The sequence below is a fragment of the Cohnella sp. genome (genome assembly GCF_041641335.1).
Classification (GTDB): Bacteria; Bacillota; Bacilli; order Paenibacillales; family Paenibacillaceae; genus Cohnella.
Window position 1 is genome coordinate 40,232 of sequence record NZ_JBEPYQ010000040.1, and the last position, 14,552, is coordinate 54,783.

General features: G+C 57.2%; 12 protein-coding genes. All 12 read left to right on the forward strand.

Annotated elements, in window-relative coordinates; translation table 11 throughout:
* The first annotated feature begins 1 nt into the window (after position 1).
* Complete coding sequence (locus tag ACESLM_RS14865) at positions 2-802, forward strand: ATP-binding cassette domain-containing protein (protein WP_372632355.1); 801 nt, start codon at positions 2-4, stop codon at positions 800-802.
* A gap of 22 nt (positions 803-824) precedes the next feature.
* Entirely contained in the window at positions 825-2,456 is a 1,632-nt protein-coding gene (locus ACESLM_RS14870; protein ID WP_372632356.1) for a nickel ABC transporter substrate-binding protein, read from the forward strand.
* Positions 2,457-2,497: 41 nt separating this feature from the next.
* Positions 2,498-3,277, forward strand: a complete 780-nt coding sequence (locus ACESLM_RS14875) for a class I SAM-dependent methyltransferase (RefSeq protein ID WP_372632357.1) — start codon at positions 2,498-2,500, stop codon at positions 3,275-3,277.
* Positions 3,278-3,816: 539 nt separating this feature from the next.
* A complete protein-coding gene (locus ACESLM_RS14880; protein ID WP_372632358.1) occupies positions 3,817-4,788 on the forward strand; it encodes an ABC transporter permease in 972 nt (323 codons plus the stop codon).
* Positions 4,782-5,693 (forward strand): carbohydrate ABC transporter permease, encoded by a 912-nt coding sequence (locus ACESLM_RS14885; protein WP_372632359.1) that lies wholly within the window; start codon positions 4,782-4,784, stop codon positions 5,691-5,693. The genes ACESLM_RS14880 and ACESLM_RS14885 overlap by 7 nt, the downstream gene beginning before the upstream one ends.
* A gap of 138 nt (positions 5,694-5,831) precedes the next feature.
* Positions 5,832-7,457, forward strand: coding sequence for an extracellular solute-binding protein (locus ACESLM_RS14890; protein ID WP_372632360.1), 1,626 nt, complete (start codon positions 5,832-5,834; stop codon positions 7,455-7,457).
* A 44-nt stretch (positions 7,458-7,501) separates the two neighbouring features.
* Positions 7,502-9,829 carry a helix-turn-helix domain-containing protein gene (locus ACESLM_RS14895; protein ID WP_372632361.1) on the forward strand — a complete coding sequence of 776 codons (2,328 nt, stop codon included), beginning with the start codon at positions 7,502-7,504 and terminating at the stop codon, positions 9,827-9,829.
* Positions 9,830-9,903: 74 nt separating this feature from the next.
* Positions 9,904-10,959, forward strand: coding sequence for a TolB-like translocation protein (locus ACESLM_RS14900; RefSeq protein WP_372632362.1), 1,056 nt, complete (start codon positions 9,904-9,906; stop codon positions 10,957-10,959).
* A gap of 6 nt (positions 10,960-10,965) precedes the next feature.
* Positions 10,966-11,517, forward strand: coding sequence for a glycoside hydrolase family 88 protein (locus ACESLM_RS14905; protein ID WP_372632363.1), 552 nt, complete (start codon positions 10,966-10,968; stop codon positions 11,515-11,517).
* A 65-nt stretch (positions 11,518-11,582) separates the two neighbouring features.
* Positions 11,583-13,277 carry a hypothetical protein gene (locus ACESLM_RS14910; protein ID WP_372632365.1) on the forward strand — a complete coding sequence of 565 codons (1,695 nt, stop codon included), beginning with the start codon at positions 11,583-11,585 and terminating at the stop codon, positions 13,275-13,277.
* A gap of 527 nt (positions 13,278-13,804) precedes the next feature.
* On the forward strand, positions 13,805-14,287 hold the full coding sequence (locus ACESLM_RS14915) for a hypothetical protein (RefSeq protein ID WP_372632366.1): 483 nt from the start codon (positions 13,805-13,807) through the stop codon (positions 14,285-14,287).
* Between the two features lie 105 nt (positions 14,288-14,392).
* Positions 14,393-14,552, forward strand: a 160-nt coding sequence (locus ACESLM_RS14920) for a helix-turn-helix domain-containing protein (RefSeq protein WP_372632371.1), incomplete at its 3' end; no start/stop codon positions are given.

A 14,552-nucleotide genomic window follows, 5' to 3' on the forward strand; every position in this document is an offset into this window, starting at 1 on the left:
CTTGCTGCTCGAAACGCAACAACTGACGAAGATCTACCGGCATGAAAGGGGGTGGTTGGCCGCAGCCGAGCAGGTGACGGCGGTCGACCGCGTCTCTCTGCGGCTTGTCCAGGGCATGTCGCTGGGGCTTGTCGGCGAAAGCGGCTGCGGCAAAAGCACGCTCTCGCGCCTGCTGCTGGGACTGGAAAACCCGACCTCGGGGCGGATTATTTATCGCGGCACGGACATCACTGGATGGAGCCATCGGCGCATGCGTCCGCTAAGGGCTCTGATGCAGATGGTGTTCCAGAACAGCTTCGCCTCGTTCGATCCGCTGTTTACGGTGGAGCGGATTGTGACCGAGCCGCTGGAGAACGTCCGCAGGCTGTCGGCAGAGGAGCGCCGTAGAGAAGCGTTGGAATTGCTCGAGCTGGTCGAGCTGGACGAGCGCTGCCTTCGGAGGTATCCGCACGAATTAAGCGGCGGCCAGCAGCAGCGGGTCGGCATTGCGCGCGCTCTGGCGCCGAAGCCGGAGCTGCTGATCTGCGACGAACCGTTCTCAAGCCTGGATTTTACGCTGCGCCGAACGATGCTGCGGCTGTTTCTCGGGTTGAAGGAGCGGCTGGGGCTGACCTACTTGTTCATTACCCACGACTTGTCTCTCGTTCCCGAGCTGTGCGACGAAGCGGCGGTCATGCGCCGGGGCCGACTGCTGGAGACGATTCCGGCCGGGCGCATCCCGGAGCTGGGGCGCCACCCCTATACGAGGCAGCTGCTGGACGCCGTTCCCGCGCTGTCCCCGAGTCTTAGAAAACAAAGATAACTGGAGATGGAGAGCTGATCTTATGAGGAAAAGAAACGGATATACAAGGTTCCGTTGGCAAGCGGCCGCAATCGCGGCGCTGGTCGTGACGCTGTTGGCCGGCTGCGGGCAGAGCAAGGAGGAGGCTGCCTCAGAGGGCGGAGCTTCCGGCAAGCAGATTGTGATCGCGGTCGCGTCGGACCCGGCGCTGGACCGGCTCGACGCAGGCTCCTATCAAGGGGCGATCGAGGTTCATCCGATGGTGTACGACAGTCTGGTGGAGTATGGGGAGAAGGGGGCCGTCGTGCCGTCCCTCGCCGAGTCGTGGGACGTCTCGGAAGACGGCAAGGTCTATACGTTCCATCTGCGGAAGGGAGTTGTTTTCTCCGACGGAACGCCCTTTACCGCGGACGCCGTGAAGTTCTCGTTCGAGCGCTGGTACAAGGACCCGGCGAACTCTTCGCTTAACGTCGCCAAAAGCTTGCAGAAGATCGAGACAGTCGACGAGACGACCGTCCGCTTCACCTTCGCGGGCGCTTTCTATCCGCTGCTCACGGAGCTGACCTTCGCCCGTCCGGTCCGCATCATCAGCCCATCTGCAGTCGAGCCTGCCGGCGATCCGGAAGGCCGATTCGTGAAGCCGATCGGCACGGGGGCTTGGATGGTGGACAGCTATACGCCGGATCAGGAAGCGGTGCTTGTCCGCAATTCGAGCTACTGGGGCCAAGCACCGAAGCTGGCGAAGATTGTGCTGAAGGTAATCCCGGACGCGCAATCTCGGGTTCTGGCGCTGCAGAGCGGAGCGGTCGACATATCCGGAGGCTCCTCGGGCAAAATTCCGTTCGACAATTTGGAGCTGCTGCGGGGCGACAAGCAGTTGACGGTGCAGCAGGGAACGGGCACCAGCTCGCATTTTCTCATTTTCAACTACGACTTGCCGCAGCTGCAGGACGCGAGCGTTCGCAAGGCGATCAACCTGGCCCTGGACAAGAAAGCGGTCGTCGACAAGCTGCTCTCCGGCGCAGGCCGGGAAGCGCAGGGCTTGTTCCCGCTGACGGTGCCTTATGTGACGGAAAGCAACAACGTCTGGTACGGTTACGATGCGGAAGAGGCGAAAAGGCTGTTGCAGCAAGCCGGATATGCCGATTCCGACGGGGACGGCATCGTCGAGAAGGACGGCCGCGCGCTGGAACTCAACCTGGTGCTGCAGCAGACGGAATTCCCCGAGTGGAAGCCGATTGCCGAGTACGTCCAGTCCCAGCTGCAGATGGCGGGCATCCGCGTGCAATTGCAGGTGCTGGAATCGAACGCGTATTACGATGCGCTGTGGACGACCCGCAAATACGATCTGATTTTCTACCGGACGTATTCGGACGCTTACAATCCGCACGCCTTCCTGCTGTCGCTGTTCCATCGTACCGGCGAAGCGCCGGCGGTGGCTTGGTCGGACGCACGGCTAGAGGAGTTGATCGAGGAAGCGGTGGCGTCAACCGATCTCGAGCGGAGGCAGGAGCTGTACGACGCTTGGTTCGCCAGGGCGAGAGAAGAGGCGATCTATGCGCCGATCTATTATCCGGACGATATTTTCGTCGTGAACCGACGCGTGCAAAACTTCAAGCTCGGCTATACGACGTATACGCCGATCGTATGGAACGAACTGGATGTCGCGAACTGACGAACAGCTCCGGCGTTCGCGGATAATCGGAGGGGTAACAGATGCAATTGAAGGAAATTTCCCGTTACTGGACATCCGGGGCCGCCGCCTACGACAAGGTGGTGCGATCCCAGGTTCGCAGCCGGCGGACGGTGCGGATGTGGAAGGAGCTGCTGCAGGAAGGGCTGACCGCCCGTTCCGGGCAGAAGGTGCTGGACGTTGGAACCGGCCCGGGCTTCTTCTCGCTGCTGCTTGCGCAGATGGGGCATCGTCCGACCGCGGTCGACGCCTCTCCCGGCATGGTGGAGACGGCCGCACGTAACTTCAAGGAGGCCGGGGCGGACGTCAGGGTCTATGAAGGGGATGCGGCAAACTTGCCGCAGGAGGAAGACGATACGTACGACGCGGTCGTCTGCCGGGACGTCGTCTGGACGCTGCCCGACCCGGTCGGCGCATACCGCGAATGGTTCCGCCTGCTGAAGCCGGGCGGACGGCTGATCGTGTTCGACGGCAATTATTTGTTCGAGCGGCCGAGCGGCTTAAAGTACCGGCTGTGGTATGCGCTGGCCTGGACGCTGATTCTGCTGACGGAGCGGCGCGTCAGACAGCGGACGGACGAGACGGAGCCATCGCTAAAGGAGCTGCCGTTCGTTCGGGTGCTGCGGCCGGAAGCCGACGAGGAGACGCTTCGCGGCATTGGCTATCATGTCGAAGAGATTCGGCGCAACTACATGTCCGGTTACAAGCGGACGCTTCAGCATATCAAGTACGGCCACCTTACGGGCGTACGCTTCAGAATTATCGCGAGCAAACCGGTCGGAACCGGTCGGGAGCGTGTTTAACATGATAGCCCAGAAGTCTCCCGCCTCTTCAGGCGGTGTGATGAATGGGCTTCGGATGTGAGAGGGGTTCTCCTCTCGAACATCCGCTGGTGCTGCTGAAGGCGACAAAAAGAGGGATGCCCCGAGGTCACAGCTTGATGACCTTCTGGAGCATCCTTTTTTCGCTAGAAAGTATAAAATTCGCTATCCTCATCTGAATCGTCTCCGACAAAACGCATTCATCGTCCAGAGGACGCCGACGAAGACGCTGACGAATTTCGCGTTCGGAACACCGCCCAATGGCCCTTGCCGTCCTGCGGCGGCTTGGACGCGAATGTCGTGCCGATGTTCGCTCCTACTTCTTTGCGTCCCGACTTGGAACATTTTGCGTCCGAATCCGCGAAAAGGAGTGTTGTCACAAAAAAAGAAGATCCCCGTCGGAAAGGAAAGCGTACTCGCGCAAAAAGTGTCCGTATCGGACCGGCGTCGTTCCGTGATAGGCTCAGGCCGAGACAACAGCAATCCACCATTCCGGGGCCACGGAGCAAAAGGAGAGAATCATGGTTACGAACTCGACATCCTTGGGGAAGCCGCCTTCGAGAATACGCGGAACACGCGAGGGACGAGCGCCGACTCTATGGAAGCAGATTTCCCGCAATCGCTTCCTGTACGCGCTGCTCATCCCCGTGGCGATCTATTTGATCTTATTTAAATACGCGCCGATGGCAGGAGAGATTATCGCCTTCAAAAACTATCGTCTGTCCGAAGGCATATGGGGCAGCAGTTGGGTCGGCTTCGAGCAGTTCGAGAAGCTGTTCGCCAGCCGCGACTTCTACGTCGTGCTGAGGAACACGCTGCTGCTGAATTTGTACCATCTCGTATTTGCTTTTCCCGTTCCGATCGTCCTGGCCATTTTGCTGAACGAGGTGCGGGCGGAATGGTACAAGCGCACACTGCAGAATCTGCTCTACATTCCCCACTTCATCTCATGGGTCGTCCTGGGCAGCATCGTCATCGCGCTGCTGTCGCCGTCCACCGGCGTGGTCAACACCGTGCTGAAGGCGTTCGGCATGGAGCCGATCTACTTTATGGCCGACAAGTTTTGGTGGCCGGTCAGCTTTATCGTCTCGGGCATTTGGAAGGAAGCGGGCTTCGGCACGATTTTGTACTTGGCAGCGATGTCCGCGATCGACCCGACGCTGTACGAGGCGGCCAAGATCGACGGAGCGAGCAAACGGAGACAAATCTGGCACGTTACGCTGCCGGGCATCCGCAGTACGATCGCGATTCTGCTCATTCTTCAGGTTGGCAAAATGATGGATGTGGGCTTCGAGCAGGTGTACACGCTGCGCAACGACGCCGTCACGAGCGTGGCGGAAGTGATCAGCACATTCGTCTATACGAGAGGGTTGGTCAGCCTGCAGTATAGCTACACGACGGCGCTCGGCTTGTTCCAGTCGCTGATCGCCCTCATTCTGATCGTGTCGGTCAACCGCATCATTAAAGCGATGGGAGAGCGAGGCTTATGGTAACGACGGCAGAAGACAGGGGCGGCCCGCCCGCATCCGCAAGACGCGGGCGCCGAGGCTCGCTTGCCAGATGGCTGAACAACGTATTTTTGGCGCTATGCGCCTATGCCACGCTGTTTCCCTTCGTGAACGTGATTGCCACATCGCTGAGCAGCAGCCGGGCGATCAACGCTGGGGAAGTGTTCATGTGGCCGATCGAATTCAACGTCGACGCGTACCACAATTTGATTCGGGACGGCCAACTGATCGTCGCGATGCAGAACACGGTGCTCATTACCGTCGTCGGTACGGCGCTCAACATGCTGTTTACGATTATGGCGGCGTACCCGCTGTCCAAAGCTCGGCTTAAAGGCCGCAACTTCATGCTGATGGCGATTCTGTTCACGATGCTGTTCAGCGGCGGGCTTATCCCGAACTTCCTGCTCGTGAACAGTCTCGGTCTTGTCAATACGTACTGGGCGCTCTGGCTGCCCGCTCTGATCAGCGCCTACAACATGTTTGTGATGAAGGCGTTTCTGGAAGGGCTGCCGGAGGAGCTTGAGGAGTCCGCCTCCATCGACGGAGCCGGCGAGTTCACGATACTAACGCGTATCATCCTGCCATTATCCAAGCCGGTCATCGCCGCGCTGACGCTATTTTACGCGGTCGGCTGGTGGAATTCCTATATGAACGTGCTCATTTACATTCGCAGCACGGACAAAATGTCGCTGATGGTGAAGCTGTACCAGATGATCGATCTGGTCAGCTCGGAGCTGCTGCGCGGCGAGGGCGTCACGCAGGCGGTCATCACGCCGGAAAGCATTCGGGCCGCGGCCGTCGTCTTCGCGATTCTGCCGATCTTATGCGTCTATCCGTTCCTGCAGAAGCACTTCATCAAGGGTGTGCTGCTCGGCTCCGTCAAAGGGTAGTCGAGCAAACGGGGGATATCGAATGCATCCATTGGAAGCGTGTTCATCAAGTCCGGTTTTCGGCGCCGAATTCCGAGCGGCTTTGTGAACAAACTCTCAAATGCATTTTGATATAATAAAAAAAATAGGAGGGCGAACATGCAACAGAAGAGAAGCAGCAATAAGTCCAAGGGGAGTTTGGCGCTGATCATGGTTATGCTGGCGGCGCTGCTGGCGTCCGCTTGCTCAAGCGGCGGCAACGGAGAGGGTAGCGTAAGCGCCAAGCCGGATCAGGGGAGCGGCGGTCCGTCGGCCGGCGCGTCGCAGTCGGCATCCGACGATCCGTACGCGAACGCGCCGAGAAAGATCAGCATTTCAATGTTCGATCGCGGCCAAGTATCCAGCGACGAAGGCACGTACGAGGACAACCGCTGGGTGAAATGGATTCGCGAGCAGTCCGGCATCGACGTAACCGTCGTTCCGGTGCCGCGCAATCAGTCCCAGGACTCGCTGAACGTCCTGTTCGCGTCCGGCCAGGCGCCGGATCTCGTGTGGGAGTACGACCGCGCCTATATCGGCAAGCTGGTGACGCAGGGCGTCATTCAGCCGATCGGCGATTACATCGAGAAATACAGCACGTCCTATAAAAAATATTTGGAGGAAAACCCCGACCTGCTTCCGCACATGACCTTTAACGGGGAGATTTACGCCGTCACCGCGAAGCGGCCGATTACCTCCATCGCCAACCACGGCATGTGGATTCGGCAGGATTGGCTCGACGAGCTGAATTTGCTGCGTCCGACGACGGTCGAGGAGCTGGTCGAGGTCGCGAAGGCGTTTAAGCAGCATTATCCGGACAGCACGCCGATCGTCGGCCATACGACCGGCGACATCTATTCGGCGATGTTCGGCGCGATGAATTTCCTCTGGTATCTGGAGGACGGCATGATGCAGTACGGCGCGACGCTGGACCGGTTCGCCGACGTCATCGCTCTCGAAAAGCAGGTTTACGAACTGGGCCTCGTGGATCGGGAATATCTCACAGACAGCAACAATCAGCGAGCGGCCCAACTGTGGACGACCGGCAAGGCCGGCATCTATCTCGGACAATGGGGCGGCGGTGCCAACGATATTATGATCCAGGATATGCTGGCCAACGAACCGAACGCGAAGCCCGAGCCGCTGGAGATGGTCGCATCGCAGTACGGCAAATACGGCGCTTATCAGGAAGCTCCTCCGAACATTCTCGTCGCGTTCAACAAGGAGATGAAAAATCCGAAGGCGGCGATCGAGTACTTGGACTGGCTCATCGACAAAGGCTGGTACCCGCTCGCCTACGGGGAAGAGGGCGTGCACTACAAGCTGGAGGGAGGCGTGCCGAAGCGGCTGGACGACGATAAATTCAACAAAGAGGTGCTGTATGCCGGCGAGTACGCCGTCGTGCGCGATCAAGTCGTCAAGGCGGAGGATTTGATGGCCATGGCCGCGGACGACGAACTGTCCCAGCGCATCGCCGCGCTCAAGGTGGAGTCGTTGAAGCTGACGCTCAAAAACGAATTCCGCCGCGACATTCCGTATCAGCCGAGCTTTGACGAAATCAACGAGATTCGGGCGACGCTGGATAAGTTTATCCGCGAGACGAGGGCGACGTCGGTAACACAGGGCGCCAAGTATACGGGAGATTGGGCGCTCGGCGAGATTCGTAAGGAATGGGATCGGCTTGGCGGCGCGAAAGCGCAAGAGATCGCCCAGCAATGGTACGAGGAGAACAAAGGCAGCTTCTAGTCGAAGGCTGGGAGCCTCCGTAACGGGACGAAGGGGGAGCAGGCATGAACCTGGCGAAAAATCGAAGGCTTGTCAAAGCGATCGGCATTTTATCGATCGTCCTGTTCCTTCTTGTCTCTTCCTCGTTTTTCTTTACGTATTCGGTGTTCAATAAGCAGCTCAAGCGGCAGCTGGTAAATACCAACATGGAGCTGCTGGGCCAACTGGATCATAAGCTGAAGCTCGCGCTGAAGCATATCGACAAGTCGGCCATCCAACTGCTCAGCAGCGACGAGATCGTGCGTTTTTACGAATACGAGCTCAACGAGCAGGAGGCCCGCAATAACGCGTTCCGCATCTACAACCAGATCACGAACGCGATCCAGAGCATGGACAACGTATTTTCGATCGATATCTATTCCTATGACAAGCAGCGGCTCGTTTCGGGCAATATTTTGACCGAACAGGACCTGTCGGGCGAATTTCAATGGATATCCGGGTTCCAGCAGTTCGACGGGTTCGCGGAATGGATTTCGACCCGCAAGGTCATGCTGAACCGATCCTCGTATCCGATCTATCGGAACGTCGTCACGCTTGTCCGCACGTACCCGCTCATCCATTCGCCGGGTGCTCGCAAGGGGGCGATCGCCGTCAACGTCAAGGAGGAGGCGCTGTTCACCCTCATACGCAGCACCGCGGAGAACGACGGAGGGCAGACGTTCGTCGTCGACGACGAGGGCATTGTCGTGCTGCATGCCGATAAGAGCAAGCCGGGGAAGGACATCAGCGAATTTCCCTATATAGGCCGGATTCTGGAAAGCGGGGAGGAAAGCGGCCATTTCGTGGCCGAAGTGGAGCAGACGGCCTCCTCCGTCTTCCATGTCAGAGACGATTATACCGGCTGGCATATCGTCCGGGTCGTGCCCGAAGCGCAGTTTACGCGCCAGCTCACGCTATTCCGCAATGCGGTGGCCGTGCTCGCGGCGGTGCTGTTCGTCGTGGCGACCGTCTCCGCTGCCGTGATCGGGCGCTGGACGTTTAAGCCGGTCAACCGTTTCGTGCAAGCGATGGGGAAACATCTGACCGCGTCGTCCAAGCACGGCGTTCGCAAATACAACGACGAATTCCACTATTTCGAATCGACGGTTCAAGATATTTTGGAAGACCGACAGCAATTGCACAAGCAGGTCATCGAGAGCAAACCGTTGATCAAGTGGCGGCTGATGAGCGAGCTGCTGTCCGATCGGCGAATCAACCCGGCGGTGCTGCAGCCTTATATGGACATGCTGAACGTCCGGTTGGACGGCGATCGTTACGTGGCCATGAGCATCGAATTCGACAACCGGGACCAGATCGCCTCTCCGTGGGACTTGAAGCTGTACGCTTACGCTTTGTGCAACGTGGCCGAGGAATTGATGAACGCCGAGAGCAGGGGTATCGCGGCCGAACTGGACAACGGCAAATGCGCGGTCGTGATGATTTTCGCCGACGGGGACGACGGGGAGCGGCATTTCATGAGGGCGGTCGCCGTGGCGGATTTGCTGAAGAAATTCGTTCAGGAATACTTGCGCCGCACGATCACGATCGGGATCGGCGACCCTGCGGACAATCTGGACGACATCCATGACTCTTACCGGCAGGCGCAGGAGGCGCTGCGGTATAAGCTGGTTATGGGCGGCAACTCCATCATTACGCGGGAGGATATCTCGACCGATCCGTCCCCGCAATTTTACAGGCTGTTCGCCATGATCGACGGCATCGTCGCCTCCGTGAAGCTGCCGGATGCCGATAAGATGCGGTCGCAGGTGCGAAGATGGTTCGACTCGATCGCCGAGAACGGCGTTCCGGCGGAGATGATCATGCAGCTTGTCGTGCAGTGCCTGATGAAGACCGCCACCGCCGCCGCGGAAATCGGGGTTGAAGCCGAAGGCATTTTCCCCGAGCAGTATTTGGTTGAAATGCTGAACCAGTACGAGCAATTGGAGCAGCTGGAGCAGTTCACGGTCGGAGCGCTGGACAGCTTCATCGAGCGGATCAAGGACAAGCGCAGCAACAGGGAGCGCAACGACGTCATCGACAGGGCGATGCTGTACATTCAGGAAAATTACATGCGCAGCGATCTGTCGTTGAACCTGCTGGCCAGCGAATTCCATATCAGCGTCTCGCACTTGAGCAAGCTGTTCAAGGAACAGAGGGAATGCAATTTTATCGACTGTCTGATGGAAATCCGGATGAACCATGCGAAGGAGCGGCTTGCCGGCACGAATGGCAAAATCCGCGACATCGCGGAGCAGGTCGGCTACTCCAACGTGAACAGCTTCGTGCGGATTTTCAAGAAAATGACCGGCTTTACGCCTACGGAATACCGGGAGCGGTTCGGCTTGCAGCGTTAGTCGGCCGCTCTCCGGCTTCAAAACGAGAGAAAGCTGCATCTTCACTCGGAAGAGGATGAAGGGACAGGTGAGCCATGCTGACGATAAGAAACTTCGAAGACCCGCATACAAGCGTTCCTATCCGCGCCTTGGGCAACCCCGGGTCCAACACGGGCCATAACTATTTCACCGCGATGACGTGGCTGTCGGACAGTCGCCATCTCGTGCTGTATACGGACATTAACGAGGAAAAAATGGGCGTCTGCGTCAAGGCGGATTCGGAAAGCGGAAGCGCGGAGACGGTGGCGGAACGGCTCGAATGGGCACGGGGGCTCGTATCGGTCCAAGACCGGTTCTACTATTATGAAGGGCCTCGAATCTATGAATACGACTTGCGGACAGGGGGAAGCCGAACCGTCTGTACGTTGGGTAAGGATGGCGCCGTGTACGGGCCGCTGTCGATCACGAACGACGGCCGGACGATGGGCATCTACTGGCGCGACGGCAGCGAATGGGCGATCGGCACGGTCGACACGGAGACGGGGCGATTGACGGAGCCGGCCAGGCCATCGTTCGCCGAGCCTTACTCGGTCGCCAATCACGCGATGGTCAATCCGGAGGACGGGCGGTTGGTGTTCTTCGCGCACGAGGGCAAAACCGAGCATATTCCGGATCGCATCTATATGGCGGATGCCGTCAGCGGGGAAGTATGGAACGCCTATCGACAAGCCCGGCTCGACACCGGCGAGCACGTGGAATACGTCGGGCACGAGATGTGGTCACCGGACGGGGAGCATCTTTATTTTGTCAAATATCCGCAGAGCCCTCTGAAGCCGACCGGAATTTACCGCGTGCACAAGCGGACGGGGGAAGCGGAATTCATCAACGGAGATTACGCCTACTGGCATGTATCGCTTAGTCCAGACGGATGCTGGGCGGTTGCGGATACGATCGAGGACTGGGAGACGAGCAAAATCGTGCTGATCAACCTCCGGGACCGCTCGTCGCGGCTGCTGTGCGAACAGCCGATGTGGCCGCAGCATCCCGGCCATCCTCATCCTTCGTTCAGTCCGGACAGCCGCAAAATCAGTTTTACTCTCGCGGACGAGAATCGGCATTTGTGGGTAGGCGTGATCGAGAGGGGAGCGTGATTGCGCATGCAGAATGAGAGCCAAGCCGCGGATCTGCGGGAGGCGGCCTACGTCGCTCCGGAGCCGGCGGTCTGCGCTGACCCGGAGCTGCTGAAGGAGACGGCGGAGCGCGTCTATCGTTACATGACCGCCGGACGGTACGAGGAATGGGGCATGGATATCGAGCACTGGGACTGGGTGCCCGGAGTCGGCCTGATCGCGATTATGGAATACGGAACCGAAGGGAGAAACGATTCGGCGATCCGGTATGTCGAGCAATGGGTGGAGCGGAACCGGGCCAAGGCGGCGTCGGCCAAGACGGTCAACGCGATGGCGCCGTTCGCCGTCTATCCCGAACTGTACCGCAGAACGGGGAGAGCCGAGCTTCTAAGCGAGGCGGGACGCATTGCGGCGTGGATGCTGGACGAAGCGCCGCGAACGCGGGAAGGGGCGTTCGAGCACACCGTTACGGAGCCGGCCAGTTTCCCGGAGCAGGCGTGGGCGGACACCGTATTCATGGCGGCGCTGTTCCTCGCCCGCTACGCCAGGCTGACCGGGGATCGCCGTGTCAAGGGCTGACCCTGATGCTGCTGACGGAAGCGGCCTCAGGCGTCGAAGCCCAGCATGGAGAGGAGCGTTAACGAATGAAATCGACAATAGATCAACACAGCATGCTGCTTCGGGTGATCGAAGCGAAGGAGAGGAGCTACAATCCGCAAATCCGCATGCTGGGTTCCCCATTCAGCAGTCCGGGCTATCATACGACGATCAAGCAGGCCGAGACGATTCATTCGACTTATAAATCGCTGGTTTACGCCCTCGGACTGCTGGATACGGAGGAAGAACGGTACGAGCGGCCGGCCTTCGACATCATCGGGCAGCTTGCGGGGATGCAGGATAAGGACCCGGCCAGCGCGACATTCGGAATCTGGTCGTGGTTTTACGAGGAGCCGCTCGAGAAGATGTCGCCGCCGGACTGGAACTGGGCCGATTTTTGCGGAAAGGTGCTTGTGCTCGCCGTTCTGCGCCACGGACATCGTTTCCCGGCATCCTTGCGGGAAGAGGTAAGAGAGACGATCGGGAACGCCTGTGACGCCATCATTCGGCGTAATGTCGGCCCCGAATATACGAATATCGCCGTAATGGGAACGCTGGTCACCTTGATTGCCGGAGAGCTGTACGAGCGAGAGGACTACAGCAGCTACGGGCTGCGGCGGCTGGAACGGATCGCGGCTTTTACGCGGGATCGGCAAACGTTTCAGGAGTATAACAGTCCGACATACACCTATGTCGCTCTGCTGGAGCTGAGCAAGCTTTCGACATCGACGCGCAATCCCGAGGCCAAACGGCTTGCGGACGAATTGATCGATATGGCGTGGGCCAGCGTGGCGGAGCATTTCCATGCGGCGACAAGAAATTGGGCGGGGCCGCACAGCCGCTGCTATCGGACGCTGCTGAGCGACGAGCACAAGGCGTTCCTGCAGCTCGCGTCGGAAGGCGCCCTGAGCTTTTTCCCCTGGGAGGAGCTACCTTACGAAGAGGGATGGTATGGAATCGGCTTTAGCTGCCCGGAACGATTCAGAGAGCAGTTTCTGACGAAGGAGGTCCGGGACATTCGCGAATGCTACGAGCCGGCGAGCGGCGGAGAGCCCGACAAATGGGCGGTCACCCATATGACGGAGACGTACGCGCTGGGCAGCTTCAGCCGGGAAATTCTATGGAACCAGCGGCGGGCGCTGCTGTTGTATGCGGACAATGGAGGCGAGCCGACCTACGCACATTTTCGCTGCTTGCACGACGGCTACGATTTCTGCTCGGCCATTCTGCACTCGGCTCAGGAAGGCGGCGAGCTGCTGTTCGGCGTGAGCTTCATCACGAACGGCGGCGATACCCATCCTAGTCTCGATATGACCGAAGGGGAGATCGAGGCAGCTGACCTCAGACTGCGGCTTGAGCTTGGCGGATGCCTGGAGCGGGTTGAAGCCGATGTGCAGGGCGCCCGGGCAACGGTGCGGATCGGCGAGCTGACGCTGCGGCTGGATTGCGAGTACGCGGTTTTCGGTGGAGAACTGCCCCGAGAGTGGAGCGTAGAGTCCGACGAGAAGGGCGGCAGGCTGTTCATCGATCTTCCGATCTATGCCGGGCCAGTGAAACGAATCGATTTGCGCGCGTTGGATCAGGCGGCGTTCCTGTTCGCGCTTTCCGTTGACGGCGAAGAAGGCGGCTCGCCGCCGCAGATCTCGGTCAGGGCCGATCGGCTTGAAGCCCGCGTTCAGCGCGGCGGCCGCGAATTGGCCGTGACGCTGCCGCTGCGCCCCGTGGAGCGTGCGGGGCGTTGAATCGGCAAGCCACCGCTGACTCTCGCGGCCGCATCTTGGGAGCGATCCGGAAGTAACTGCAACCTCGCTCAATCGGGCTGCGGCAGCAAACTGAGGAGCATTGCGTCCTATCGTCTGTCTGCCCAAGCTTTTTTACAAAGCACGTAATGGTTATATTTCTCGTTCTCGATTTCGATAATCGCTTGAAAGCTAAAGCCGCATTTGTGTATGACTTTATCAGCTTTGTCGAGAAGACTCCGACTTCAACACGAATGTGTAAGTCGGGGATTTTTTTTTTTTTTTTTTTTTTTTTTTTTTTCAACAAATTAACATCATATTTTGTTTTCATTCAGAGAACAATGGATTTTATCCAAACCCTTTTTAATACATAAATTTACCTTTTATAATAAATTATACATCTTTCGCTATTTACAAACTCAAGACCCTTTTGTTAGTATCAAAATATAAAATTTGGAAATAAAGTTAGTTTTATACCGAAAGTGGTTGAATGGAACGTCGATGCCCTTATTTAACTAGGATGTGAAGACTTGAATATTAAAATGACTGTTTCGTGTATCGTATTGTTACTATTACTTAGTAGTTGCAATAAAGGAAATTCAGATGCAACAAGTCAAAATAATGCATTTCAAATCTCAACCGAATCGGTAGTCGTAGAGAATATAAATCCCCATAGAACAGAATTCACTGAAAATAATATTAGTTACAAAGGAATTCAATATGATGTTATTTCAATTCTGAAAAATATCCCCAAGAAATACTATAATCAAATTGGAGTAGGATTACAGTTTTCCGGAAGAACTAAGGGTATTTTCGGCAAAAGCGATTCTGGGTATGTTAATGGATTTTCTCTATTGGAGAGTTCTCAAAACGATCAAAAAATTCTTACGAGCATCTTAATTGTTAGTAACTCAATATCAGATGAAGAGATAAATTACCTCATTTCGGAGGAAGCTAAAAAAGATTTATCGGTTAATATTTACGATAATAACGCCCTAGTTAAAGAAAAATAATGTCAATACCGAGGAGCTGTATGGGAATCAAACCCCATACGGCTTTTTTTCATATGGGATTCTGATCGCTGTCAAAAAAAATTTTTTTGCGAGAAAAGCGAACGTATGTGCTATAATGGATATAATTGGATTGAGGGGGGTGTTGGCTTGCTCGTAGAGAAGGCCTTTCGCTATCGCATCTATCCCAATGCAGAACAACAAACTCGGATTGGGCAAATGTTTGGTTGTTGCCGGTTTGTCTTCAATCATTTCTTGTCCCAATGGA